Genomic DNA, 26,205 nt, shown 5'->3' with positions numbered 1-26,205 from the left:
AGGCGACATCAACATCATTTGTTCAATAAAATTATAACATCATGAAATTAACCTATATCATTCCCATAGTACTGCTCATCGCTACCAGCTCCTGCAAGAAATTTCTGGAGGTAGAACCACGCGCATCTATATCCGATGAGGCGACTATCACCGATAAAACATCCGCCGAAACTGCGGTGAGGGGAGTATACAATGCGGCAAGAAATTATTACAGCATCAGCTTCCAGTCTATCGCCTATTTGTCGGGCGACAATGTGCAGTGGACCGGATCACAATCCCAGATCCAGGAATTCATCAACCATAAAGTCAGCCCCGAAAATTCTACAATAGACTCCGTATGGCGCGGTGCATACGTCAGCATCAACAGAGCCAATAACGTACTCAGCAAAGTGCCTGCCGTGACTGATCCTTTGCTTACTGATGTGCTTAAAAATCAATATCTTGGTGAGGCTTACTTCATTAGGGCATTGAATTACTTTGACCTTGCCCGTATCTGGGGTGGCGTACCTTTGATCACCAGATCAACCCTCAGTGCAAATGATAACCGGGGCATTGCGCGCAGCAGTCAGGAGGCCACCTATGCACAGGTATTGGCAGATCTTGAAGCGGCCGAGCCCTTATTGCAGGAAACTACAGACCGTTTCCGGGCCACGCGCAAAACCGTCTGGGCATTAAAGGCAAGGTTTTACCTGTATCAGAAAAACTGGGCTAAAGCGGAAGAGTATGCCACTAAACTGATCGGTGACAATGCCGCTTATCAATTGCTGAAACCCTATAACGCTTTCTATTTTCCGGCGGATAAACGTGGTACCAATGAATCAATTTTTGAGTTCTTCTACAGTACAAATGAGACCAATGGACACCGTAATCAATGGCAGCCGCAGCAGAATGGCGGTACCAGGCAATGGGCACCAAACGATGCTTTTGTCGCGCTCGTCAACAATCCTTTGATCGGTGGTACCAGAAGTGCATTGGTGGCACTGGACAATCAGAATCGCTGGTACGGCACCCTTTATTACAGGAGTCCGGCTACTGATCCTACTTATGTATTCAGGATCGCCGAACAATACCTGATCCGTGCAGAAGCAAGGGCACAGCTCAACAATACTGCAGGCGCAATTACCGATCTGAACGCCGTGCGCGATCGTGCCGGGCTCACCGGGACAACCGCTGCTACAGTTCCGGAGGTATTGCTGGCTATCGAAAATGAAAGAAGGCTTGAATTTGCTTTTGAAGCACACCGTTGGTTTGACCTGGTTCGTACCGGTCGTGCTGCCGCGGTGTTGAACATTACCGACCAGACAAAATTACTTCTGCCTATACCTATTGCACAATTACAACTGGATAATGCGTTAGTTCAAAACCCTGGATATTAATATGTTTAAGTCCGTCAAAATAAATATTTACTTTATTTATGGACTGGCCTTCCTGATAGGAGGCGGACTGCTTTATGGCGTCGGCCTCCTGCTGGAAAAAGACAAAGTGCAACCTGCCCGTTTCGGGTTTGGCAGAGCAGCCAGACCGGAAGAAATTACGGCATGGGATATCGATGTGATGCCTGATGGAAGGGGACTCCCCGCCGGAACCGGTCGTATTAAAACCGGTCTGCTGATCTACCAGTCGAAATGTACTTCCTGCCATGGTCATGGTGATAAAGCGAGCCTTGAGCTTCCGGGTGGCCCGTTATTTCTGGATCATCCAACAGAAAAAACAAAAACGATAGGTACTTACTGGCCTTACGCGACCACCATATTTGATTATGTGAGAAGAGCAATGCCTTACAATGCACCAGGCTCCCTCAGCAATCAGGAAGTATATGACCTCACCGCATTTTTATTATTTGCCAATAAGGTGATTCCCGAAAACGCGGTCATTAATCAGCAGAGCCTCCCAAAAATCGTCATGCCCGCTAAAAAGCGTTACGTAACAGACAACAGGCGGGGCGGTAATGAGATCAGATAATATCAAATTCAGAACTTATTCATTAACACAATGGAAGACGATAAGGATTATAAAATAAGTCGCAGGTCACTTTTAGGTGTTGCAGCCACTGCTGCGGTCGTACTGGTTCAAACCTCAGTGGGTAAAGTGGTACAGGCTGCCGTGCCGCAACCGCTCATTATACCTCCCGATCCCACCAAAATCACCGGAGCAGGTCCCTCATTATCGGGACAGGTTTCAACATTTGAAAAGTCAGCGCGACTCACCTCTGCTACTGCTTCAAGAACACCTTTGCAAGATCTTTATGGTACAATCACACCTTCAGCATTACATTTCGAACGGCATCATGGTGGTATTCCAATCATTGACCCGCAGAAATATGAACTGCTGATTCACGGGATGGTAGATCGCCCGCTGGTATTCAGCCTGGCCGACCTCAAACGTTTTCCGTCAGTTACCCGTACCTGCTTCATCGAATGTTCCGGCAACTTCAGAAACGGCAGGGAAGAGATGACGCCACAGGAGATTTGTGGTCTCACCAGCTCAAGTGAATGGACAGGAGTGATGCTATCCACCATTTTCAGGGAAGTGGGCATAAAGCCTAAAGCAAGCTGGTTCCTGGCCGAAGGTGGTGATGCCGCAGTAATGACGCGCAGTATTCCTGTCAGCAAGGGCTGGGACGATGCCATGATCGTATATGCGCAGAATGGCGAAGCCATCCGTCCTGAGCAGGGATATCCCGCCAGACTGTTACTCCCCGGATGGGAAGGGAATACCTGTATCAAGTGGATCAGAAGGATTGAGGTGTCAGACGCACCTTTTATGACGCGGGAGGAAACATCGAAGTACACGGAAACCGTCAAGGGTATGGTCAGGCAGTTCAGTTTTGTGATGGACGCAAGGTCCATCATCACATTTCCGGCTTATCCGGTGAGATTGGAAAGAGGCTGGATAGAAATCCGCGGCATTGCCTGGAGTGGGCGCGGGAAGATAATGAAGGTCGAAATCAGCGTGGATAATGGCAGGTCATGGTCGCAGGCCGATTTGCAGGGACCAGTGCTGGATAAGGCACATACCGGTTTCAGGTATTTGTGGGAGTGGAAAGGGAATGAAACCGGAATTATGAGTCGTGCGGTTGATGAAACAGGTTATGTGCAACCGCTATATGAAGATCTTTGCAAGGCGAGGGGAAGTAAGGGAGGATATCATTTTAATCCGGTGACGCAGTGGAGGGTGGCTAAAAGTGGTGAGGTGTTGCTGGGCAACACATAAAAAAAGATTGTATTGTATTCCTCCTCAACATTTTGCTGAAGGGCAAAATCTTGCATGTCGTCACACAACACAATCTTTTTTTATCCAAACCTCCAGCTGGGAGGTGATCCGGTATGGAGGTTAGTTTTTTGCTGAAGGGCAAAATCTTGCATGTCGTTATACAACACAATCTTTTTTTATCGACATGCTCCAGTAGGGAGGTGGTCCGGTATGGAGTTTTTTTTTACCTTAAATGCAAAAGCAAACCTTTTTCAGGTTTGCATGCCGAAAATTAGTGCGGATTTATTTCGCAAAAACAACCCGCATGCTGGTTACCTGTTTGATGCAGCGGGCAGGTTTCTTTTCATCCTGAACAATGATTCTGAAGGGACCGTCGGCAGGTGGAAGAGGTTTGTTATCCATTTTGTCCGCCAGAATGATTAGACGATCGGTGAAGCTTTTATCCAGTTCTGCAAGAGCGAACATCACCTGATAGCCGTCACTTGCCTCTACGAGCAGATATTTGCTGAGGTTTTCTCCTTTCAGCTGCGGGCCCACGGTGGCACCTGCTTTTTGCAGGATCTCAGCCAGTATTACTCCGGAAAAATTATGGTCATTGCCATCTTTATCTTTCCTCACTACCGTTGTCTGATTGAATTTTTGTAGTTCCTTAAGGTTGATTTCCAGGGGGCTGGTCACTTCTCCGGTAATTTTTACGGTAGCTTCACGCGCAATTGTCTGGGCCTTTGCAGAGAGCGGTTTAATCGTATGGAGAGTGATTATGGCGAAAAGGAGAATGAGTAATTTTGTTTTCATCGGTTTATTGTTGGAGCTGCAAATTTAGGATTATTTATAAAAGCACTATCGGTTAACATTTTTAAAAAGGCGATCAGTTCCGATTTTTCCTGCGGGAGTAAATTTAAGTTGTTTTGAAGGAAGCCACTCCATGCGGGTGAATTTTTGATTGCACTAAAAAGTCCCGTCAATAGATAAGCTCTGCCAGTAAATCGCTTTCTCCCCATTGTCTTCAAATCAGATCATATCAAACTATACCGCTAATATCAATCATCATGGCGATATAGCTTCATAAATTTTCCTTACACCCGACACCAAGCCCTGGATGAAGCAGCATTGATGACGTAAAATAGCTGTAATAGGATTCCGCTCAATCCAATTGCAAAGGGCCTATGAAAGAGCTTAACACACCCTGCCGGTTAGAATTCGTTAAAAACATGGGAATGTTTTTCTGACATGCAGGATTTTGCCCTTCAGCAAAATGCTGAGGAAGAAAAATGTTCCCATGTTTTTAAACCAGCGCTTCTGCTGGAGCGTTAAACTCTTTCTCGCTCTTCGCAATAACTATTGTAGCAACCCCATTGCCGATAATGTTCGTAATCGCCCTTGCTTCACTCATAAATTTATCAACTCCCAGCAAAAACGCCAATCCCTCTACCGGAATTTTATGAATCGCCGTCAGTGTACTCGCCAGGATGATGAACCCACTGCCCGTAACCCCTGCAGCACCTTTAGACGTCACCATCAGGATGCCAATAATGCTTGCCATTTCACCGAGACTCAGCTGTACATTGTATAACTGCGCTAAAAATATGATGGCCATGGACAAATAAATAGAGGTGCCATCAAGATTAAAAGAATAACCTGTGGGTACCACGAGGCCGACTACCGATTTACTGCAACCCATCTTCTCGAGTTTATTCATAATAGAAGGTAATGCCGATTCAGAAGAAGAAGTACCCAGTACCAGCAGCAATTCCTCTTTTATATATTTCAGGAACCTGAATATACTCATCTTATAAAATCGCAGTATCGCACCAAGCACCACAAAAACAAATAAGAACATGGTCAGGTAAACTGTTCCCATCAGCTTCGCCAGGGGAATTAAGGTATGGAGGCCGAACTTTCCGATCGTATAAGCCATGCCGCCAAAAGCACCCAGCGGCGCCAGGTACATCACATACTTCAAACCTGTAAATACTATTTTCGATGCCTTGCCAAGCAGAACTATTGTTTTCTCCCGGTGTTTAGAGAAATTCAGGATGATTCCCGTAATAATGGCTACAATCAGCACCTGTAAGGTGAAGTTGGATAAAAAGAAGGCTGTCCAGCTGAATCCGGAGGTTTCGGCCGACTGTACATATTTCGATGGATCTTCCACCTCGAGACCGGTTTTGCTGATTTTTCCGGGTTCAATGATGACCGCTACCAGGATCCCTATGGCCAGGGCAAAGGTTGTCAGTACCTCAAAATAGATCAGCGATTTGAGACCAATCCGGCCTACCTTTTTCAGGTCACCCATACCACTGATCCCCAGCACAATCGTCAGGAAGATAATCGGGCCGATGAAAAGCTTGATGATGTCAACAAATGTTTTACCTGCAACTTCCATTTTTACGGCAGTAGCAGGGAAGTAATGACCCAGCAGGATACCGGCAATAATAGCGATGAGCACCCAGAAGGTGAGGTTTTTCAAAACAGCTTTCATTCGGAGATTTTAGATACGAAATCCGTAATTATACAGATAATTTTAAAGTTTTTATCACAACAACGTGGTATTTGCACAAATATCGGCCATATCGAAGGTCGCTTTTCGCGTAAAAAGCATAATTATCCTGAAACTACTGCTGTGAAATAATTTATACATTTGAAACATGAACCGAATAGACCGCTTGTCCGCCATACTTATTCAGCTGCAATCGCGGAAAATTGTCAGAGCCGCTGATATCGCCCTGCGTTTCGACATTAGTCTCCGGACTGTTTACCGCGACATCCGTTCGCTGGAAGAGGCGGGCATCCCGATTATCGGGGAAGCAGGATTGGGCTATTCCCTGATGGATGGTTACCGTTTGCCACCCGTGATGTTTACCAGGGAAGAGGCTACCGCATTTATTACCGCAGAGAAACTGGTGGCCACCCTCACAGATTCCGTTAACGGCACCAGTTACAGCAGTGCATTATATAAAATCAAGGCCGTATTGCGTAATGCGGATAAGGATTATCTCGAGAGCCTCGAGGAGCGGATTCATGTGGTGAAAGCAAACCGTTCCTTACCTTACCAGGCCAATCTTAATCCCTTGCAGCTGATTCTCAAAGGTATTGCGGAAAAACTGGTACTGAAGCTCGATTATTTCTCCTATTACCGGCAGGAACAGACCAGCAGGTGCATCGAACCGATTGGCGTATTTTATATGGATAATTACTGGCATCTCATTGCCTGGTGCAGGGAGCGCAAAGCCTGTCGCGATTTCAGGTTTGACAGGATCACCGGAATAGATTGCTGCGATGAAACCTTTGAGGATGTTCATCTTACCATGAAGGACTACCTTAAAGATTTTTATAAAGAAATGAAACTGCATGAGGTGACCATTCATGTGAAACAGCAGGCCTATCTGAACCTCGGGGAACAGAAATATTACCACGGTTACCATGCTGAAGAGGAATGCGAGGGGGGATATGAGATGCATTTTCTCACCATGTCGCTCGAAGGTTTTGCCCGCTGGTTCATGACTTTCGCCGATTATGCCCATGTGGTTAAACCCGCAGAACTGGATACGCGCGTAAAAGAAATTTATTTTGCTATCGGTCAGTCCCTGCTGACATAGGGCTGTCATTCGGCTATGTTACTTTTGAATCAAATCAAAACAAACAAAAGATGACAATTCTTCAAAACTTTTTACAGGAACTCGCAGCGGAAACAGTGACTACGCGCAAAATGCTTTCACGGATTCCTGAGGACCAATACGATTATCGCCCGCATGAAAAAAGCATGCGTCTGCAAGACCTTGCCGGCCATATTGCAGAGTTACCGGGCTGGGTTTCCATGGCTTTTGCCACTACAGAAATGGATTTCGCGACCAGTCCTTATTCGCCGCCGGTATGGCATAACAATGCTGAGCTGCTTGACATCCTCGAAAAATCTGTAGCAGGGGCAGAAGCTGCACTCAAAAATGCGGCGGAAGAAGATTTATCACCCGAATGGATCCTGAGAAATGGTGACCAGGTGCTGATGAAAACCACAAAAGCCGGTTTGGTGCGTGTAGCCCTGAGTCAGACGATCCACCACCGCGCACAATTAGGCGTTTACCTTCGTTTACTGAATGTGCCTATACCGGGGAGTTACGGACCAAGCGCAGATGAGCAGGGCTTTTGATCAGCGCATTCAACAACGCAGCAGATTTTTAAAATGAAGATCAGCTGATCATTAATAAAAATCCTGTTATAAAAAGATAGGTTTGCTTGAGGCATACCTGTCTTTTTATTAACTTTGGACGCATGACGATAGAAGAATTAGAAGGTTATTTTACCGGTATTGAACTGCCCGACCAGATTGAGCTGGAGACGGGTGTAGTAATTGTAGATGTGCCGCTTTTTCTCCAGTCTCATTTCGAGTATATCAAAGATAATCCCACCCTGAAATCCATCGATGTGTTTATCCTGCGCCTGCACAAGGCAATGGATGTGATAGAGGCTAAAAATCAGGCATAAAAAAACCTGCAGGAATCCCCTTTCCTGCAAGCTGAAAAATAAACTATTAAAAATCAATCAAACCTGATTCGAAAACAAGAAGGAAATGACCCGCATCCACGGGGCATTTCCAGATTAAAACAACAATTAACATTATGAGGGTTCTTATTACGTGAATAAGCTCTTGATATGCCGCCTTACAATTCCATCAGCAGCACACCCACAAGTGCTACCAGTGTAAGGCAGATATTTACTTTAAAATGTTTGCGCCATCCCAGGCGACCAAATAAACCACCGCAGGCACAGGGATACCGTTCATAGATATGGAAAACTGCGCCACCCACATAGAGTGTAAACAGCCCCATCAGGAAGAAAGAAACATACATGCCCAGCAATCTTGTCTGGTCAAATACCAGCAGGCCCACAATGGCCAGTTCTCCTACGGGCAGTAAATAGGTCAGTATTTTCCCCATCCATCTCGGGAATACCTGCGTTAACATTGCTTGTTTAAAGCGTTGCATCGCCAGTAATTTTGACAGCGATGAATAAATCCACAGGATACTTAGTAATCCGCTAACGATGATTATAAAAGGATGTGTATTCATAAAAATTATCATTAAAGGGGTAAAGATTTCACAGGAACATAGTACCAAGTTACAGCAGGTTTTTGAAAAAGAAAAGGGCCATTTGACCCAAATAGATATTGGTAAATGGCCCTTTCAGGGGATTTTTTGCTGTTTAGGTAAGGGCGTAGATGGCCCTGCCGGAAATTAATGCCGGCTTGACTGTTCGTAGATATGGATTATAAAATCGGGGAAAGAGCTAATAACGAAGAGAGCGGGAATGGCAGTTAATTTCTCAGATTTTTCGCTCTGATACGATTCAGTGTTTTCCGGGAAATTCCCAGATAGGCAGCAATACTTTCTACAGATGCTTTTCTGAATAAAGCAGGCGTAGTTTTCATCAGCATCCGGTAATGTTCTTCAGCAGAGCAGGCAAGCGCTAAAATACGCTGTTCGCTTTTTTTCTGGTAGTCTTCCAGGATCGACTGAATATAACCATTGGTTTCCGGAAATCTGTCCACCAGCTGCATCACATACTCATGTGATATAGACAGCAGGATACTGGGCTCCAGTAATTCTATATAGGTTTCTGACGGTGCCTGTTTAAAAAAGCTGTGTACATTCAGTACGATGTCGCTTTCATTCCAGAACCAGTAAGGCACTTTTTTGTCATCCTTGTAAACGTAACCCATTGCGGCTCCCTTTTCAATAAACCATGTCCGGTTAGATACCTGACCAGGACTCAAAATAATTTGATTTTTAGCGTATACCTCCCGTTTGATCATCCCATCAAGCGTTTCCTTCAATTCGAGTCGCAATGGGGTATTACCGGCTAGTAATTTAAATAAATCCTCATTTCTCATCAGTAGATAATTATTTAGCTGTTATAAAGCTACCACGGCCATCGTACTATTATATTTGGCGCATATGTTCGCGGCGGTTTTATCTTTAAATTTTTAAATTAGACAATTCATAATGATCGTTTGATTCAGTGAAGCTTCCTGCTCCGCTGTAAATCAACTCAAAATAACTTAATACTTTTTTTCAGGGTTGTTTGCTGTCATTTTTTCCATAGATATCTGATTAATTTAATTATCAACAAAATACAAAAAATCTGTCCTCAATAGTTGCAGGACGAGTACATAATATTAACATTCCTTCATTTATTCCGAGGCTGGTTTTATCATTTTAATTAAAGAAACGGCTGTCGTACCTGTTTTAAAAATTAATAAATAGTCTGCAAATTGTTGTTTACTATTCTCATAAAACTGAAAAAACCATTTCAATGCTATTACTTATTAAAAGTATTTAAAATTAATTTGTTATCAAAGAAATATTTAAAATTGTTTTGATATAAATAGTTGGTAGTCATACCTAAACAAAAATTTCATACTTTACATTCTCGTTTACGTCATCAAAAGCCCTTTTTTGGTATCTTGAGAGTTAAACTGTTTCGCCGGAATCTGCCCCCAAATGTGGATAACACTTAACAGCTAAAGGTCAAATTTCTGCTTTCCACCGTGTATTCTGACCGTTTTATCCTTCCAGATCAGTTCACCACTCAGCGGCAGGGGCAGGGTAATGTCCACGCCCAATACATCATTCGGCTTCTTTTTAAACCAGACCACAATTTCGCCCGAAGGGTGTGGCATTGTGCACCGCACCTCATCCAAATTTCCCATCGCAGGCCGGATCAGTACCTTCCTGAATCCTGGTGCATCAGGCATAATCCCGCAGATCGTGGCCAGGAAATCGTAATTCGGGCTCGCACTCCAGGCATGACAGTCAGAACGTGTAGGCTCCGGCTTCTCCGCGAAGGTGGTCAGCCCCATCTTCAGCATTTCCCGCCAGGGTGTAAGCTCCTTATAATACTGATCAGCCATACCGGCTTTTTTCATTGCCTGGGTCAGGTAAAAGCGGTAGAAAAAGGTAACCTGACCAATGGATTTATCCTCCAGCATCTTTTTCATCATATCACTGGCTTCCTTCGCGTTAACCGCATCACTCAATATGGCCCATATGCCCGCATGCTGACTGTAACTTGTCTTTTCCGGCGTATCTGCCATCAGTTGTTTATCCTCATCATAACAACGCAGGTAGGTATGGTTGCACACCTTTTTGGCCAGTTCCCGGTAACGGTCCGCCATATCTTCCTGTTCAAAATGGGCAAAAAGATCTGCTGCCTGTCTGAGTGTATAGGCATACTGCAGCGAGATAATTGCTGAATTGCCCGTTTCTGCGCCCGGCGCCGTTCCCCAGTCGTTAAAATTGTCCCAGTCAATAAAATTCCACCAGGTGAGCGGCCCCAGCATCTTCATCCGCTGATCTATCCGGTTTTCATACCAGGTCATTACCTCATGAATTGCCGGCAGAAATTGTTTCACAAATTCCTCATCTCTTTTATGCATCCAGTAGTCGTGCACCATAGACACCCAAAACAGTGAGAAGGTGGGGATGATCTGCAGGCGGTTACTCGGATACCTTCCCTGCGTCAGGCCTTCCGGTGTGCGCGAATGGTAAAAATCAAGAATTGACTTCCGCATCAGCCGGTCATCACCCGTAGTATACAAGGAAATCAATGCCTGAATCCTGCTGTCGCCCGTATACTGCAGCTGTTCATAATAAGGGGTGTCATAATAGGCTTCTCCCGCACAGTTTTGTGCTGTTCGCCAGCCTACTTTCCAGATGTCTTCCAGAGAGGCATCACTCGAGCTGAAGGTTGCTTTCAGGTCGAGCGGATAACCCGTTTGTATGCCACGCAGGCCTTCAATAATCAATGGTCTGTCCTGTGTGGTAATATCCAGCTGTACATAACGGTAGGCGCGGATCCACAGTGGACGGAAGGTCCGGTTTTCACCGCCGTCGGTAACAAAGACATCATAATTTCCTTTTATTTTTTTTCCTTCCGTCTCGTTCCTGTTCCCTTTATTTCCGGCGGAGTCAAACAGCGCTTCTGCATAAGTCATTTTTACTTCGGCCCCTTTCCCTTTACTCAGTACAAGTTCCGGGTAAGCGACTGTGTGGTAAGACTGATCCAGGAGGATACTCAGCCTGCGGTTTGCCGGGATGGCCAGTGTTTCCTTTCCCGTCAGAAATCCCGGGTCAATCTTCAATCCGCCATCCTTCCTGACCGCGCTGAAAAAAATTCTTTTTTCTTCCAGCAGAGGGATGCTCCGCGGCGCCAGGGTCCATAAATTATCTGTTCCGTAACCTACCGGCTGCGGTTTGCAGATCACCTTCGCATTTTTCCAGAGATGATCGTCAAATCCTGCTTTTTCCCAGTTCCAGAGATATAATTTCCCCTCCACGGCATCTCCGGGGCCGACTACCATATAGGCTTTCAGCCGCTCCATATTGTCCAGCGCGCAAGGCTGATAGGCCATGTTCTGCACTACTTTCCAGGAAGGATCGGTATCTGCTATTTTCTCTTCCCTGGTATCGCCCTGCAGCAGAAAGCCTGTCTGATTGGAAATTTGTCCCACCGGTGCCAGGTCACCCATATTCCATACCTGTGCAGCGAGCGTATTTTCGCCTTCCCTCAGGTAAGGGGCAATGTCAATGCTTTCGTAAAACCAGTTGAATAAATCCCCCCGGGCCGGACCAGCGCAAACCGGGCTTCCATTGACAAACAGGCGATAGCGGTTATCGGCCGTTACATGGATCCAGAATTTTGCGGGGGGGTGACTCAGGTTGAATGTTTTCCGGAAATGGTAGATCCCGTATTCCCTTTGTTTTGCGTCGGGGCTCGTGACCCAGGAGGCCGACCACGCCCGGTTGAGCAGTTGTTTATTGATCACGACTTCCTGGGTTTTCCCCAGGAAAATGCCGCTGAATACCATACTCATAGTAAATAGTAGTTTAATCCTCATCCAAAAGATGTGTTATAACAGTTAATTATATTTGGTTATAACAAAATTAAATAAAACTTTGTAATTAATACTGATAATCAAACAAAATTATTTATATTTAATATAAACTGACAGGAATTATGAAAAGTTTTTACTCTTTTTTGGAGTATTAAAAGCTTTTAGCTGATATGGGAGATTGGTATGTAAAACAACACTATGAATTTGGGTAAAACCGGAAAAAAAACCTTTTCGTAGATACCCGATATTTAAAGATTACACCTAAACATTATGTTATCAAAACAGGCAGCTTACCGTTCCTATGAAGATGAGGAACTAGTTAACAGGATGATGACAGGCGACAAACTTGCATTCGACGAAATTTACAACAGGTACTGGAAGAAATTGTATGATGATACCTACAAGCGACTCAAAAGGGCGGAGCAGGTAGAGGAAATTATCCAGGATGTATTTGCCGACCTCTGGGTCAAGCGTGCCGGAAAGGAGATTCTCAAACTTTATCCTTACCTGCTGATGTCTGTCCGTTACCATGTCTTTGCCATTTACCGGAAAGGGAAAACTGCTCCGCAATTCGAAGAACCACTCGAGAACATGGCATTTTCCACCCTCCAGGCAGATTCCCTGCTCAATGAAAAAGAACTGAAAGGATGTATCACCATCTGGCTCTCCATGCAACCCCTGAAGCGTGGAGAAATTTTCAAGATGAAATACGTTGATGAGATGAGTACCCGCGAAATCAGTGAGCTGCTGGGTATTGCACAAAAAACGGTGCAGAATCAGCTGCTGACCGCTTTTGCGAGTCTCCGGGAATTCGTCACTAAAATGATGATGATTTTTTGTCTCACTTAGGACAATTGTTTATTTTAATACACTATACGATAATATGACGAAGAAAGAAGAATTTTTAAAACTGATAGATGCCGTTAATAACCATACCGCTACGCCTCAGCAGAAGGCTGAATTAAAAGCATATTTAGTGGATGCCGATCAGAATGAGTTGAGCTATATTTCCACGCTGAGCCCCGCGCAGGTGGACGAACTGGAGATCAGCATGCGGAACGGGATTAACCAGCGTATTAGCGAAAGGGAAAATGAGGAAGAAATTTTAAGCACTCCACTGTACAAAAAATATCGGGCATATGCCGCGGCTGCGGCAATACTGGTCACGCTTTCTGTCGGCCTCTATTTATTTAAGCCAGAAAAGCAAAAACGTTTTGCAGGCACAGGAGCGAAGGTGAGCCGGGATCTGGCTCCGGGCGGAAACAAGGCGATCCTGACTTTGGCTAACGGTGCAGTCATTTCACTGACCGATGCCGCAAATGGTAAAATCGCGAGTCAGTCGGGCGCCACGATCAACAAAGCTAAAGCCGGACAATTGGTCTATACCGATAATGGTGTAGTTACAGCTGCAGATGAATACAATAGCATTGCCACACCAAAAGGGGGACAATACCAGCTCATCCTGCCCGATGGAACCAGGGTTTGGCTGAATGCAGCTTCTTCTCTAAAATATCCGGTAGCCTTTACCGGCACGGCGCGAAAAGTGGAGCTGACCGGCGAAGCTTATTTCGAGGTGGCCAAAAACAAAGCTAAACCATTTATGATCCATACCGCGAAACAGGACGTGACTGTTTTGGGTACGCACTTCAATATCAACGCTTATGCAGATGAGCCCAATACCAGGACTTCTTTACTGGAAGGCAGTGTTAAAGTGGCGAAACTGAATGACGCGGCTTCCGTGATCATTAAACCCGGACAGGCTGCTTTGGTGGGTGATGCAAGCAGTGCCGCCAAAATAAGGATTGCTGCCATAGATACTGATGAGGCAGTCGCCTGGAAAAATGGCTATTTTATGTTCGACAGTGAAAACCTGGAAAGTATCTTACGTAAGGTAGCTCGCTGGTACGATGTAGACATTACCTGGCAATCGAAAAACAGTGCGCAGAAAGAATTCAGCGGCACCATCTCCAAATACAGCAATGCCTCCCAGGTGCTCAAAAAACTGGAGCTGACCGAGGCGGTGCATTTCAAAATAGAAGGAAGAAAAATTATTGTACTTCCTTAACCATTATTTAAAAATAATCACAAAAAAAGATAGGACATCCAATTTTTTAAGACACTATTACACAAATAGATGTAATAACTATTGCCTATGGAATCGTATCTCAGAAATTTTTTATTCAGACTTCTTGTTAAGCTATTTTTAGAAAATAAGTGTAATGAGACAGCCAACAGGTTACTGGACCGTTATTTTGAACTCTTCGATGATGAAGCGGGAGATTTTTTCGCCAATATGTCACCCGAAGCAGTACAGGAAATGGAAACACGGATCTTAGCTAAGATCCATGAAATTATTGACCGCTTAGATTAACCTGCTGGTATTTATCGATCACCTCCAGCAACTGATCCAGATCGCGGTCAGTATTGTAAAAGTGGAAAGACACCCGTGTACCTTTACCACGGGCCACACAAGAAATTCGTGCTTCAAGCAGTTTTTCAACTAATTCCGGATCCGTCTTCAGGTTAAAAATCGACGAGTGTTTTCTTCCCGGGATCAGGTGCTCCAGTAATCCCCTTGCAGCAAATGCTTCCTGCGCCCGGGTTGCGAGCGACTCAATCCGCTGCTCAATCATTTCCATCCCGAATTCTTCCAGTAATAAGATTGACTGGTTCAGGCTGCCCAGCGACAGTGTATCCTGATGTCCCGGTTCAAAGCTGAGCGGCAGCAAATCATTTTTCATCTCATCTTTCATTAAGACAAAACCATTCCCGTATCCGCCCAGCATCCATTTATAGCCGCTGGCAATCAATACATCTATGCCCGAATTTTCAAAATCAAAGCGTTCTGTCCCGCAAAACTGGGTGCCGTCTGCAATAATGAGCAGCTGTGGATACATATTTTTGATTTTTCTGATAAATTCCAGGTCCATCCGGTAACCGGTAATATATTGTACCAGGCTAAAGGCAAACACATCCGGTCGGTAAGCTTTCAGGTTTTGCAGGATATTTTCCTCCAGCTGTGCATCAATCTCCTGGTACATGCAGTTAAACCTTCTCCTTTCCACCGCCACATTTACTGAAGGATAATCCTCCTTCAGCAATAAAAAACGTTTGTCCGTTCCCAGGCTGTTCAGATAGGTATTGAAACCATATGAAAAATTCGGCACCAGGAAAACGTTGCCTGCCTTTGCATTAAAAAACCGCGACAGCGATGTTTTCAGTTCCAAGGGTAAACCCACCTGGGCCGCGCGGAATTCACTCCCTTGTTCGAAGAACTCTAAATCGTGCTGCCTCCGCCATTTCAGCAGTGTAGTCGATAGAATAGAAGAGGAAGCGGTGTTCAGGTAAGTACAGGAATCAAGGATCGGAAAATGCTTTGCGAAGTTCATCGGACTAAAATCGTTAAAATATACTTATCGGTCAATAGTTTTATCCATCAGATGCGCCGGCAACTCCATATGGATACTTGATTCATCTGGCAGCGCTGTGAGTCTTCTTGTTTCCAGCGGGATAATGCCCGACCAGATCGGGAGTTCTTTGTCCTCCGCCTCATCATTAGGCATGCCGGTACGAATTTTAGCCGATGCCTGATCCAGTTCAAATGCCAGTACTGTTGTCTTCCTGATTTCACTTTTTGTTACCGGGCGTAAATAATCCCAGCTGTCCGGAACGGTTTTGTTCGTCAGCCATTCAAATGCTGCGGTTTTATCTTCCTCGCTTTCTATTTTTATCGCCTGTGCAAAGATCACTACGGAGCGGTAGTTTACATTATGACTAAAGGCTGATTTCGCAATCACCAGCGCATCCATCAGGGTAATGGAAATACAAACCGGAATGCCTTTTTCGATTTCGCGGATAAAGTGGCTGCCGACCGACCCATGGATATAAATCCTGTCCTCATAACGCACAAAGGCGGTCGGGATGGAAAATGGTCTGTTTTCAAAAACATAACTTACGGTGCAGTAAAAGGCTTCATCCAGAATAGGATAGATGCTTGCTGCATCAAAATGTGCACGTTTTGCCGCGCGGCTGGGGATCAGTTCTTTGTTCGGGACTTTCATAACGGGTGTTTTCATTTCAGGTTTTTGTTGATCATTTTTTTACAAATTTGTATCTTTACCGGACTATTCTAATCATCCGGTTTTTACAAATGCAGTAGTCCAATTTCCTGCAATACCTTTAAGCTATGCCATATCTTTACTCCAATCTCACAATTGACAAAACATCCGCTGTCCCGGTTTACCAGCAATTGAGTAATCAGGTCATTGCATTGATTAAAGCGAATCAACTGCATGGGGGACAAAGATTGCCCGGCAGCAGGCAACTGGCCGAAAATCTGCACCTTCACCGTAAAACGGTGATCAGGGCCTATGATGAACTCATTGCCCAGGGCTGGCTGGAAAGTCGTCCGGGCAGTGGTACCTATATTGCCGGGCATATTCCTAAAGCAGAATTGCAGCAGCTAAGCCGGAACAATCCTTCATCTTTGCCAGATCCATTAAGCACAGCGGGGTATCAACTGAAAGCATTCAGTCATCTCCAGCCCGAATTTGTGCCGGCACAAGCCTCACTCTATTTAGACGATGGTTTTCCAGACGCGCGGCTGGCACCTTTAAAAGATTTATCAAGGGCTTATCGTACACAGCTGCTTTTGGGGAATCCCTATGCCAGATTAGGTTATGCAGACCCTAAAGGATCAGCAAAGCTCAGGAATGAACTGTCCGCTTATCTCAATGAAACCAGAGGACTGAATACTACCGCGCGTAATATCCTGATTGTAAGGGGCTCAACCATGGGTGTTTATCTGGCCAGTATAGCATTATTAGGCGCGGGCGACGCTGTCGCGCTCGGCGAATCTTCCTGGTCGGGCGCCAGGCTTAATTTTATACAAGCAGGAGCGAAGGTAATTCCTGTTGCGGTCGACCAGTACGGTCTGGACCTCGAAGCGCTGGAAAAAATCTGTCGCAAACAAGCTTTGCGGCTGGTGTATATCACTTCCCATCACCATTATCCTACTACCGTTTCTTTGCGTGCCGACCGCCGTTTGCAATTGCTCCGGCTTTCGCAGAAATATGGGTTTATCATTTTTGAGGACGATTACGATTTTGACTTTCACTACGAGAATAAACCTATTTTACCACTCGCCAGTGCAGATGCCGCAGGGATGGTCCTGTATTCCGGTTCCTTCACCAAAATTATTTCCCCGGCGTTTCGCGTCGGGTATATCGTCGGTCCCGAAAATGTGATCAGTCAGCTCAGTCGCCTGCGCCGGATGGTCGACCGCCAGGGAGACACCATGCTCGAAAACGCAATAGCAGAATTGCTGCAGCAGGGAATTATTCAGCGGCATTTACGGAAATCCTTACGTTTGTACAGGCAGCGCAGAGATCTGGCCTGCCAGTTATTGTCGGCCGCCCTTCCGGATCAGCTCAGTTTCAAAATTCCTGAAGGCGGTATGGCCATCTGGGCACAATTTGATCCTGCGATTGATCTTACTGTCCTTTCCCAAAAAGCCTTAAAAAAAGGCCTGTACTTTTCCAGCGGTATTTCCCATAATCCACATGGCCAAACCCTCAATGCAACGCGACTCGGTTTTGCCTCCTCCACACCAGCAGAACTCGGGCAGTCGATCGAGATCATCAAAAAGCTCATTTAAAGAATCCTTACATTTGCAGTTCATTCAAGTTTATACAATGAAAAAATCACTCCTGTTTTTTGCCCTATTATTTACAGCCCATACTTTCACTTTTGCGAAGCAAATTCCGCTGAAAACGCAGCTCAAAACCATCATTCAGTCTAAAAATGCAACCATTGGTATTGCCGTTCAGGGTCCGGGCGATAAAAATGCTATCATCATCAATGGCGATCACCGTTTCCCTATGCAGAGTGTCTATAAATTTCCTTTGGCACTGGTAGTCCTTAAAAAAGTAGACGAAGGCAAACTGGCCTTAAACCAGAAAATCAAGATTACAAAAGCCGATTTACTTCCTACCTACAGTCCGATGCGTGATAAATATCCCCAAGGAGGTGTGGAGCTTAGTCTCGCAGAAGTTATTGGTTACAGCGTATCTCTGAGTGATAACAATGCCTGCGATATTCTTTTCCGTCTTATCGGAGGTACTGCTGTTGCTGATCAATATGTGAAAAGCCTCGGTGTAAAAAACATGTCAATTGCCACTACAGAGGAAGAAGCCGGAAAAGCCTGGGAGGTTCAATACAGCAATTACAGTACACCCGGTGCGATGCTGCAAGTAGTGGAATTGTTCAGGCAGGGCAAATTGCTGAGCGCGGCCAGCACTGCTTTTTTGAACAAGCTGATGACCGCTACTTCTACAGGTAAAAAGCGATTGAAAGGGCAGCTTCCAGCCCGGGCGGTTGTTGCCCATAAAACCGGAACTTCCGGAACCAACAAAGAAAAACTAAGCCCCGCAACGAATGATGCCGGTATTGTATACGGATCCGATCAGCGTAGTTTTTCTATCGTTGTCTATGTTTCTGACTCCAGAGAAAACGGTGATACCAATGAGGCTGTCATTGCTGAGATCTCCAAATGCGTATGGGATTATTATAAAATGAAATAGTTATATAAAAATAAAATAGTTTATTTATAGGCATTGATTGTATAACCCTGCTTGCGGAGCTCGCTGAAAAGATTGTATTCAGGACTCATTACATTTGTAATATCTATTGAGATTATCACAGCCCCTTTTTGCGTCGCCAGAACAATCTTTTCAGTCAGCATCGCTATTCTTTTATTTTCCAGCTCCTTATTTTTGAATCTCGAGTTCAGAAAGAAAGTTGATCCGTATAATTTTTGAATCCCCGCAATTTCCTCATCCGCATATAAGCTGGCTTTCGTTTTCAGCACCTCTTTGATCTTTTCCTCGTTTTCGACAATATCTTCAATACCCTGCACATAATAATCATTCCCATAGGCAGTAATAAAACTAAAAGCTTCCTCCAGCAGAAACAGGGATTTGACTTCATATTTACGCTGTAATGCATATGAACGGAAAGTCTCTTCTGTCTGGTTTACTTTATTACATTCGGGGGTGATCGATCTGGACAGGATATTGAAGATCATGAAAGGAGTGAAGCTGATCATTGCCTTTTCATCTACCTTCATTGCGGCAAGTTTAGTTTTTACTTTTTCATAAGATGCAGCCGGCAGTAAATCTGCTATATTTTTATCCCCCTGACCAACAAATGCAAATTTCTGTGCCTCCTTGCTGTTTTCAGGATCGTTTACATTCGATTCTGTATAATAGACATTTATTTTATCTGCTATTCCTGCTACTTTCTTTAATAAGGATACCTGTGTTTCACAAGTGTTTGAAGTCGTGAGCACAATGTAAGAGCTATTATTCATTCCTTTGCCAGACAATTCCCATACCAGCGAATTGTCCGATAGCTGAAGTTCCTGCGCCTGGCTATATGTCAAACATAAAAGAGAGAAGATTGTGCTGAATACTGTTTTTCTGATCATCATATTTTATCAATTAATTATTCAAATCTGCCGTTATTGTTCCAGGTGAATATCAATTCACGGTGCAGGATATATTTAGCGTACCTGGCATATTCCTGGTCATCAGAAAATCGTAAAACGATGTTTTTACCTTTTTCAGGCAGGGTGAAGGTCAGTGCTGCAAACTTGATATCGTCCTTCATCTTTTTCGTTGTTCCGGGTTTACACAGCTGCGTCACCAGTTGATCCATCATGCTATTAAAATCCGGCGAATACGTTTTGAATACTTTATCCTGAACAGCAATGAGTTTATTACCAGAAGAATTGAAAAAAGTCAGTTCGTTTTGAAAATAGCCTCCGTTGCTTCCTCCAATAGCAGCAAATCCTACCAGCTGTTTCTTGTTATAATTCCAGATACATACTTCAAAGCGCTGGTATCCCGATTGCCCGGCAGTATAAGACTGGTTAACCCTTATGAAGCCGGAAGTTTTTGCAATTTCTATCGTATATTCCATATCTTCTTTAATCAACGATCCTTCGCTAACCAGTTTTTTTCTTTCAGTGGTGCTCAAATCGTCAATTAGTTTAGCAGGTAGCTGATAAAACACGTCAATCACCGATTGTGAAAAGGCAAAGTTGGCGCTTAGCAGGAGTGTCAGGAGGGAGAGTTTGAATTTCATGTATATTTCAGATCGATTACGCTGTTTTACAAGTAAAGGAAAAAATATAATAAACGAATGCTGGTTGTATAAATACACCCTCTTTAAGAATCAATTTATTCATTATTTTTCGGAAAAAGATTTTTCAGGATGATTAACATCATTCCGATCACATTAATTGAAGTTGTAGTCAGTAATACAATCAAAACCTGATCTGAAATATTAAGCCCTAAAAGGTATTTATTAAAAAATAACGCTGAAATAACTGAGGCTAGCCAAAGAAAAATGACCAATGAAAAGATATAAGTTAAATGTGTTCTTAGCTTAGTATCCATTTCAAATCGATTTAATTTAGCATCCCCTAATTTATCTTCTAGTAAGTCAGTTTGTTCCCTGGCAACTAGAATATCTTCTACTTGTTGTTCTTCGACAGATGAAATTGAAGAGCGATCTAAATTATCTGATATTGTAGACATAAAATTTAGTTAGTGGTCTTTGGTTTTAATTTCTCATTATAATGCTCAAAAGTATCATCGTCTGATATAGCCGCATTAGTACCTTTTTTATATACTTTTTTCCAGGGGGTTCCATCTTTGTGCGTTAAAGCACTTAAATAAATTCCATCAAACCGGCCAAATAGATTCCAGATTTTATCTAAAAACTTTTTATCATCAGCGCTGATGGAATCGTCGCCCACGCGATTGGGAATTTTGTCTTTAATTATACTTCTTCCATAACCTTTCAGGCTTTCGTATAAGGAAGGAAACACCGGGCCAAAATCCCAGGCGAATGGTAATTCATCTGTGAGTCTTTCTTTTTTATTTGTTAAAGCTAAATACAAGCCATAAGCAATATAGGTAAGTTTAATTAACTTCATGGGCGTGAGATTTCCGTTGTCAGCATATTTTCTGATAAAATAATTAGCGATGGTTGTGGGATTATAAGCCATATGATTCTCAATAAGGAAATTTTACTAAATCAAATATACAATAGAAAATAATATAAAACAACAAATTAAATCTAAATAGTAGAATAAAATTAACTGATAAAGTTGGTGTTGTTTTTTTTGGCTTATTGATGATGTGATCTATGTTATTTACCGATTGATTGATAGGGCGGAATGCTCAAGTATGGCCTGATTTTTATTACCTTATACAAAAGCATCCGATACCAATGAGAATAGCCACATATAATGTTAACGGTGTAAATGGCAGGCTTCCTGTATTACTGCGCTGGCTCGAAGAAACCAAACCAGATGTGGTTTGTCTGCAGGAACTAAAAGCACCACAGGAGAAATTTCCCGAGCAGGCTTTGCTTGATGCCGGTTACAATGCCATTTGGCAGGGGCAGAAAAGCTGGAATGGGGTGGCTATCCTGGCGCGCGATATGGAAATTAAGGAAACCCGTCGTGGTTTACCCGGTGAAGAAGAAGACGAGCATAGCCGTTATATTGAGGCATTTATTAATGGTGTGGTCATCGGTTGTCTTTATCTACCTAATGGTAATCCTGCACCCGGACCTAAACTGGAATACAAATTACGCTGGCTTTCGCGATTAAATGCACATGCTGCGGAACTTCTCAAATTCGGTCTGCCAGTCGTGTTAACCGGAGATTATAACGTGATTCCTACCGACTTTGATGTGTATAAACCAGAGCGCTGGGTAGATGATGCGCTGTTCCGTCCGGAGGTCCGTGCTGCATTTCATGAAATCATTGCACAAGGGTGGACCGACGCGATCAGGAAGCTGTATCCCGAAGAAAAGATTTATACGTTCTGGGATTATTTCCGTAACGCCTACGGTCGTGATGCCGGTTTACGGATCGACCATTTTCTGCTGAGTCCGAATCTGGTGGACCGGCTTAAACAGGCAGGAGTAGACCGTCACGTGCGCGGTTGGGAGAAATCTAGTGATCATGGGCCCGTATGGATTGAATTGACATGAAATCCCTGAGTTAAATCAATTTTTTTGCACTTCATCATTAAAATTTTCCTTCCATTGTCCCTGCAGTAATGCAAGCTGCAGCGCAAACTGCTGCGAGGCCAGTATATTCTCACCAATTTCCAATCGTTCCAGCAGATCCAAACTTTGATCACCCGGACTAAACAAGGCTGCTTTCTGTCGTTCAGTCAGGTTGAAGGTAAAAAACTCCATGGAGGAGACCTTCCAGTATCTCTTTATTCCGCCCAGAATTCCGAAGGTGAGGTAGGCCGGATCTCTTTCGATAGCCATATACCTATCCAGATCGATGCCTATTGCCTTTGCCACTTCTTCAGGAGAAAGTCCGGCAGACTCCCTGATTTGTTTGATGATGATATTGATAATGTTCATATTCTTTTGCTGGAAAACAAACGTGAATACCTGCAGAGATGCCCCATACGGGTGGGCCTGTCAAAGCAAAACGAGCAGCATATTTTTGTTCAGGTTTTTTTATGATTTGGTTAACTAAAAATACAAACAAAATTTATATCTGCGTACAATTATTTGAATATTAGTCGATTAATGGTTTTAGCTCGGTAGTATCCCTGTGAAAAATTACACAGTACAATTCATTGAAAATTCACATAGGATGATTGTCTTTTTTACTACACTATTATGTTTTAACACCTGATAACAATCACAAAAATTGAACAAAAATAGTCAGTCAGCACCCAAAAGGTATACCGAGCTGGAAACGGCAGTAGTAGTTCTTATGCTCGATGAACTCTTTGATCACGACGAGTTTCTTCAGCTTTGTTCCATTGTAGGCGTTGAGTATCGCGCATTAGCCGGTAATGAAAAGAAAATAAAAGTGATAGATCTGGTCAGGTATTGCGAGGAGCATATGCTGACCGACATATTGGAAGAACAACTTCAAGCCCTGAAAAACCATGATAAAAAAGAGTCTCATTAACCATGATCTGCTGAATTTCTGTGCAGATAATGACCTTGTGCTAACCCGCTCGTCCGTTAAAGGTGTGATCAGCTATGTGCTGGAGCATGAAAGATGGGATTTATGCAGCTGGCATCCACAAGGATTTTTGAAAATTAAACTTGGTCAGGCCATGTTGAACGGCATTATCACTGAAGTTCAGGTGAATATATGGAGTGCTAAAAACAGGTATCCTCAAACAGATCCTTCGGTTTGTCATAGCCACAATGGCCGGCTCAGAAGTTACATTCTTTATGGGGAAATAGACAATCGTCAGTATCGTGTGCAGGAGAAGAGCAATCAGCGCTATGCCCTGTACAAGGTGAATTATGAGAAAAGTTCATCAAAATCCAAAAATACCAACCAGCAGGTATCTTGTGTATTGGTCGACTCTGATATCCATGTTGCAGGAGAAAAATACAGCGTGGATTCAGGAGAATTTCACTCTACCCATGTACAGGAAGGTACACTGGCCTGTACGCTGGTTTACAGACACAGGAATTTGGACTATGCTGCCTACAATGTGAGGAAAATTGGCAAAGAGGAGGTCTATACATTTGACAGACAGATTTTAGATAAACAAAAACTGATAGCTGTGCTTTACGAAGTGATAAATACTATCATTCCGTATAAGCCAATTATACATAATCCTTTTTAATGGTTTTTAGTTTACAGAATTCCTTAAACTCTTTACTAATTTTATTGGAACTTGTATAAATTCAGCGATTTGTTCATCATTTAATTTTTTCTTCGAGAGGAGATCTAAAACTTGTTTCTTTTGTAATTCCTTTTTACCTTCAACTTTGCCTTTTGATTTCCCTTCTTTAAAACTTAAAATCTTCTCATATTTGACCAATTCTTCCACAACGCCCATAACCTTAGTGTTTTTAGTTAATACTGCTAATTCATCGTCAAATATAGCTGATGTTTCTGAAAATTCAAAACTGATATAATTTAATATGAAATAAAGTATATCAATGAATTTATTATTATCGGGATTGAGCTTCATCACTTTCTTAATAAGTGCTATTTTTAAATCCTTAAGGTGCAAATCACGTAATTCAGATTTTCCAATGTTTTTGACACTATGATTTGCCCTAGCTGCCAATATGATAATTGCAAATGGGTTTTCACTGCATGTGAGCTCATGATCAGAAGCTGTTGAAATTTTATAGGTATTGAATTTATAGGACACTTCTGTTCCATGAAAGGAACTGGTAAATCGGTTAGGTCTTTGCTTCGTTGATGCTTCTGTAAAAATTGCGTATGCCGCTACGCTGCGTTTGTATTTATTCTTCAGCAGGTAATAGTACTGAAACATCCGCTCGCTAAAGTTAGCGCTATATCTTCCTTGTACTTCGATATGAAGTAAAATATAATCATCCTTACCTTCTTTGGTATAAACTTTTACCAAATGGTCTACAATTCGCTGCCCATATTTTCCATCTGTAAGTTGATCTGCCTGTTGTAGCTCCTTATCTAAGAATTCACATTCCCTGTCCAGATCTAACACATGTTCAATTTCCGGGTGTACTAACCGCATGAAATCCGGGAATAATTTGCTGACGATCCCTTTCCACAAATAATCTTGTTTCTGCATTACGCTGCTAACGTAATATCAATCCGCGGACTAATGGTAACAAATTTTAAAATAGTTAACTGTGTAATTCTTTAAACTAATTGCTCACTGTTATACAATCGTATTTCCCCGACGATGTTGGTTAATAAATTCATTAAATTAAGGTCATAAGGCTTTTGCCTGTCTACCTGTAAAAATGAAATTATGCCTCTAACTAAAAATTGGGAAGCAACAGCTTTCTCCGGTATCACTGGTAATGAAATTAAAGTGCAGGGTGAAGTTACTGATAGTCCTTCACCTGCCGTTCCACATTTGAGAAAACGAACACCGCAGGGATTTATAACGACCATTCTTCAGCTGGACCTGCTCAATGCCGGTGCTGCTGATCAGGAGAATTTCAGGAAAGTGAGCTATGCTGAAAAAATAGGCGACATCAGTACCTATACCCATGTTGAGATCTTTCTTGATAATGACAAGATTGAAGGTGTGCCTGTACAAATTGTAGGTAACTAATATGAATTAATCTGTCGGGCGATAGCATCACATAGCCGCCATTGACCCATTCCCGGATCAGCTCGCCCTGATCTCAATGCATCATTTTGTCCCATTTGTCCCAAAATGGGATTATCGTAGTGACAAATTTCCCTGAATGATGTTAATCTCAATTTTAATCGTAAAATTTATTCCTTAATGTGAAAATGCAAAGTAACAGCATGCTGCAAAACATGCTGTGCTGCGGTGGTGCCGGTATTATAATTATTATTAATCTGTTTGTGAAGTTAACGCGCTGCTTTTTTTTTCTTGCTAACAAATCACTTATCTATCTTTCAATGATTTCGACGATTAAAAAGGACAAAGAACTAACCAAAAGGAGGCTGATCAATGCGGTCGGCGACATTATCAGAGAACAGGGCTACCTGGGTTTAGGGGTCAATAAGATTGCGCGGCGTGCAGGGGTGGATAAACGGCTGATCTATCGTTATTTCACTAACGTGGATGGCCTGATTGAAACTTACGTAATGGAAAAGGACTACTGGATAAAAATCTTTTCCAGGCCACAGAAAGCAGAGCAGCCTGTCAATGAGGATTTGGACGCCTATATCGGTCGACTCATCACGGAGCAGCTGGATCACTTTTACGGAGAAAAAGAGATGCAGGGGCTGATTCACTGGGAAATCAGTCAGCATTATGACCTGTTGGACAGTATTGCTACGGCGCGAGAGCTGATGGGGAGCGACCTGCTTTCTAAAGTTGATGACCATGCCCCTCAACAGGCTGAAAATTTCAGATGTGTCAGTGCAATCATCATTGCAGGTATCTACTATCTTGTACTGCATGGAAAGGTAAACAAGAGCACATTGTGTGAAATCGATATCCATAATCCTGAAGACAGGGAACGTCTGAGTACAACAATCAAACATATGATCACCTGGTCCCTAAAAGGCCAGATTTAATCCGATATAGCCTATGTTTTACCTTCGTTTTTGT

General features: G+C 43.3%; 29 protein-coding genes. 16 read left to right on the top strand and 13 right to left on the bottom strand.

The features are described 5' to 3' along the window. Positions 1 to 41: 41 nt before the first annotated feature. From OQX62_RS18705 to soxC, 3 genes are read left to right on the top strand one after another with little or no spacing between them, the layout of a single operon-like run. Positions 42 to 1,376, top strand: coding sequence for a RagB/SusD family nutrient uptake outer membrane protein (locus OQX62_RS18705; protein ID WP_265833148.1), 1,335 nt, complete (start codon positions 42 to 44; stop codon positions 1,374 to 1,376). Position 1,377: 1 nt separating this feature from the next. After that, the gene (locus tag OQX62_RS18700) at positions 1,378 to 1,962 is read left to right on the top strand and encodes a c-type cytochrome (protein WP_265833147.1); all 585 of its coding nucleotides are present in this window, start codon (positions 1,378 to 1,380) and stop codon (positions 1,960 to 1,962) included. A 30-nt stretch (positions 1,963 to 1,992) separates the two neighbouring features. Further along, positions 1,993 to 3,213 carry a sulfite dehydrogenase gene (soxC, locus tag OQX62_RS18695; protein WP_265833146.1) on the top strand — a complete coding sequence of 407 codons (1,221 nt, stop codon included), beginning with the start codon at positions 1,993 to 1,995 and terminating at the stop codon, positions 3,211 to 3,213. Between the two features lie 282 nt (positions 3,214 to 3,495). Here soxC and OQX62_RS18690 read toward each other — a convergent pair whose 3' ends face one another. Beyond that, complete coding sequence (locus OQX62_RS18690; protein WP_265833145.1) at positions 3,496 to 4,008, bottom strand: molybdopterin-dependent oxidoreductase; 513 nt, start codon at positions 4,006 to 4,008, stop codon at positions 3,496 to 3,498. 490 nt (positions 4,009 to 4,498) lie between these two features. Next, positions 4,499 to 5,695 carry a cation:dicarboxylate symporter family transporter gene (locus OQX62_RS18685; RefSeq protein ID WP_265833144.1) on the bottom strand — a complete coding sequence of 399 codons (1,197 nt, stop codon included), beginning with the start codon at positions 5,693 to 5,695 and terminating at the stop codon, positions 4,499 to 4,501. Between the two features lie 166 nt (positions 5,696 to 5,861). Here OQX62_RS18685 and OQX62_RS18680 point away from each other — a divergent pair, with 166 nt between their 5' ends. The 3 genes from OQX62_RS18680 (at position 5,862) to OQX62_RS18670 (ending at position 7,695) form a co-directional block, all read left to right on the top strand. Beyond that, a complete protein-coding gene (locus OQX62_RS18680; RefSeq protein WP_265833143.1) occupies positions 5,862 to 6,812 on the top strand; it encodes a helix-turn-helix transcriptional regulator in 951 nt (316 codons plus the stop codon). Positions 6,813 to 6,862: 50 nt separating this feature from the next. Further along, on the top strand, positions 6,863 to 7,360 hold the full coding sequence (locus tag OQX62_RS18675) for a DinB family protein (RefSeq protein ID WP_265833142.1): 498 nt from the start codon (positions 6,863 to 6,865) through the stop codon (positions 7,358 to 7,360). A 122-nt stretch (positions 7,361 to 7,482) separates the two neighbouring features. Continuing rightward, on the top strand, positions 7,483 to 7,695 hold the full coding sequence (locus tag OQX62_RS18670) for a DUF6965 family protein (RefSeq protein ID WP_265833141.1): 213 nt from the start codon (positions 7,483 to 7,485) through the stop codon (positions 7,693 to 7,695). Between the two features lie 176 nt (positions 7,696 to 7,871). Here the strand turns inward: OQX62_RS18670 and OQX62_RS18665 are convergent, their stop codons facing one another. From OQX62_RS18665 to OQX62_RS18655, 3 genes are all read right to left on the bottom strand, one after another. Then, positions 7,872 to 8,279 (bottom strand): MauE/DoxX family redox-associated membrane protein, encoded by a 408-nt coding sequence (locus OQX62_RS18665; RefSeq protein WP_265833140.1) that lies wholly within the window; start codon positions 8,277 to 8,279, stop codon positions 7,872 to 7,874. A 245-nt stretch (positions 8,280 to 8,524) separates the two neighbouring features. Then, a complete protein-coding gene (locus OQX62_RS18660; protein ID WP_265833139.1) occupies positions 8,525 to 9,100 on the bottom strand; it encodes a Crp/Fnr family transcriptional regulator in 576 nt (191 codons plus the stop codon). A 630-nt stretch (positions 9,101 to 9,730) separates the two neighbouring features. Further along, positions 9,731 to 12,082 (bottom strand): alpha-L-rhamnosidase C-terminal domain-containing protein, encoded by a 2,352-nt coding sequence (locus OQX62_RS18655; RefSeq protein ID WP_265833138.1) that lies wholly within the window; start codon positions 12,080 to 12,082, stop codon positions 9,731 to 9,733. A gap of 291 nt (positions 12,083 to 12,373) precedes the next feature. On the opposite strand from OQX62_RS18655, the gene OQX62_RS18650 reads away from it, so the two are divergent. The 3 genes from OQX62_RS18650 (at position 12,374) to OQX62_RS18640 (ending at position 14,474) form a co-directional block, all read left to right on the top strand. Further along, a complete protein-coding gene (locus OQX62_RS18650) occupies positions 12,374 to 12,952 on the top strand; it encodes an RNA polymerase sigma factor (RefSeq protein ID WP_265833137.1) in 579 nt (192 codons plus the stop codon). Positions 12,953 to 12,986: 34 nt separating this feature from the next. Beyond that, the gene (locus tag OQX62_RS18645) at positions 12,987 to 14,168 is read left to right on the top strand and encodes a FecR family protein (protein ID WP_265833136.1); all 1,182 of its coding nucleotides are present in this window, start codon (positions 12,987 to 12,989) and stop codon (positions 14,166 to 14,168) included. Positions 14,169 to 14,255: 87 nt separating this feature from the next. Beyond that, complete coding sequence (locus tag OQX62_RS18640; protein WP_265833135.1) at positions 14,256 to 14,474, top strand: hypothetical protein; 219 nt, start codon at positions 14,256 to 14,258, stop codon at positions 14,472 to 14,474. Here OQX62_RS18640 and OQX62_RS18635 read toward each other — a convergent pair. Together OQX62_RS18635 and OQX62_RS18630 are read right to left on the bottom strand one after the other, a co-directional pair. Continuing rightward, positions 14,455 to 15,492: an aminotransferase class V-fold PLP-dependent enzyme gene (locus OQX62_RS18635; protein WP_265833134.1), complete on the bottom strand. Its 1,038-nt coding sequence runs from the start codon at positions 15,490 to 15,492 to the stop codon at positions 14,455 to 14,457. The two genes, OQX62_RS18640 and OQX62_RS18635, sit on opposite strands and share 20 nt — an antisense overlap. A 24-nt stretch (positions 15,493 to 15,516) precedes the next feature. After that, complete coding sequence (locus tag OQX62_RS18630; protein WP_265833133.1) at positions 15,517 to 16,179, bottom strand: pyridoxamine 5'-phosphate oxidase family protein; 663 nt, start codon at positions 16,177 to 16,179, stop codon at positions 15,517 to 15,519. A gap of 110 nt (positions 16,180 to 16,289) precedes the next feature. Here OQX62_RS18630 and OQX62_RS18625 point away from each other — a divergent pair, with 110 nt between their 5' ends. Beyond that, complete coding sequence (locus tag OQX62_RS18625) at positions 16,290 to 17,759, top strand: PLP-dependent aminotransferase family protein (RefSeq protein ID WP_265833132.1); 1,470 nt, start codon at positions 16,290 to 16,292, stop codon at positions 17,757 to 17,759. 37 nt (positions 17,760 to 17,796) lie between these two features. Then, positions 17,797 to 18,684 (top strand): class A beta-lactamase, subclass A2, encoded by an 888-nt coding sequence (gene bla / locus OQX62_RS18620; protein ID WP_265833131.1) that lies wholly within the window; start codon positions 17,797 to 17,799, stop codon positions 18,682 to 18,684. Between the two features lie 20 nt (positions 18,685 to 18,704). Here the strand turns inward: bla and OQX62_RS18615 are convergent, their stop codons facing one another. The 4 genes from OQX62_RS18615 to OQX62_RS18600 form a co-directional block, all read right to left on the bottom strand. Next, a complete protein-coding gene (locus OQX62_RS18615) occupies positions 18,705 to 19,592 on the bottom strand; it encodes a TraB/GumN family protein (RefSeq protein ID WP_265833130.1) in 888 nt (295 codons plus the stop codon). A 14-nt stretch (positions 19,593 to 19,606) separates the two neighbouring features. Continuing rightward, the gene (locus OQX62_RS18610; protein ID WP_265833129.1) at positions 19,607 to 20,248 is read right to left on the bottom strand and encodes a hypothetical protein; all 642 of its coding nucleotides are present in this window, start codon (positions 20,246 to 20,248) and stop codon (positions 19,607 to 19,609) included. 95 nt (positions 20,249 to 20,343) lie between these two features. Further along, the gene (locus tag OQX62_RS18605) at positions 20,344 to 20,703 is read right to left on the bottom strand and encodes a hypothetical protein (RefSeq protein WP_265833128.1); all 360 of its coding nucleotides are present in this window, start codon (positions 20,701 to 20,703) and stop codon (positions 20,344 to 20,346) included. Positions 20,704 to 20,708: 5 nt separating this feature from the next. Beyond that, positions 20,709 to 21,176: a Panacea domain-containing protein gene (locus OQX62_RS18600; RefSeq protein ID WP_265833127.1), complete on the bottom strand. Its 468-nt coding sequence runs from the start codon at positions 21,174 to 21,176 to the stop codon at positions 20,709 to 20,711. Positions 21,177 to 21,400: 224 nt separating this feature from the next. Here OQX62_RS18600 and xth point away from each other — a divergent pair, with 224 nt between their 5' ends. Then, a complete protein-coding gene (gene xth / locus OQX62_RS18595; protein WP_265833126.1) occupies positions 21,401 to 22,171 on the top strand; it encodes an exodeoxyribonuclease III in 771 nt (256 codons plus the stop codon). Between the two features lie 15 nt (positions 22,172 to 22,186). Here xth and OQX62_RS18590 read toward each other — a convergent pair whose 3' ends face one another. Further along, positions 22,187 to 22,558, bottom strand: a complete 372-nt coding sequence (locus OQX62_RS18590; RefSeq protein WP_265833125.1) for a helix-turn-helix domain-containing protein — start codon at positions 22,556 to 22,558, stop codon at positions 22,187 to 22,189. 295 nt (positions 22,559 to 22,853) lie between these two features. Here OQX62_RS18590 and OQX62_RS18585 point away from each other — a divergent pair, with 295 nt between their 5' ends. After that, a complete protein-coding gene (locus OQX62_RS18585) occupies positions 22,854 to 23,120 on the top strand; it encodes a hypothetical protein (protein WP_265833124.1) in 267 nt (88 codons plus the stop codon). Then, positions 23,098 to 23,796 (top strand): hypothetical protein, encoded by a 699-nt coding sequence (locus OQX62_RS18580; RefSeq protein ID WP_265833123.1) that lies wholly within the window; start codon positions 23,098 to 23,100, stop codon positions 23,794 to 23,796. The genes OQX62_RS18585 and OQX62_RS18580 overlap by 23 nt, the downstream gene beginning before the upstream one ends. Before the next feature lie 6 nt (positions 23,797 to 23,802). On the opposite strand, the gene OQX62_RS18575 is transcribed toward OQX62_RS18580, so the two are convergent. Next, entirely contained in the window at positions 23,803 to 24,738 is a 936-nt protein-coding gene (locus OQX62_RS18575) for a hypothetical protein (protein WP_265833122.1), read from the bottom strand. Positions 24,739 to 24,921: 183 nt separating this feature from the next. Here OQX62_RS18575 and OQX62_RS18570 point away from each other — a divergent pair, with 183 nt between their 5' ends. After that, positions 24,922 to 25,230, top strand: a complete 309-nt coding sequence (locus tag OQX62_RS18570; RefSeq protein ID WP_265833121.1) for a hypothetical protein — start codon at positions 24,922 to 24,924, stop codon at positions 25,228 to 25,230. A gap of 317 nt (positions 25,231 to 25,547) precedes the next feature. Next, complete coding sequence (locus tag OQX62_RS18565) at positions 25,548 to 26,171, top strand: TetR/AcrR family transcriptional regulator (protein ID WP_265833120.1); 624 nt, start codon at positions 25,548 to 25,550, stop codon at positions 26,169 to 26,171. The last annotated feature ends 34 nt before the right edge of the window (positions 26,172 to 26,205 follow it).

This window comes from Pedobacter sp. MR2016-24 (assembly GCF_026239655.1).
GTDB lineage: Bacteria > Bacteroidota > Bacteroidia > Sphingobacteriales > Sphingobacteriaceae > Pedobacter.
The sequence above is the reverse complement of the archived record's forward strand: the minus strand, read 5'-3'. Positions and strand labels throughout refer to the sequence as shown.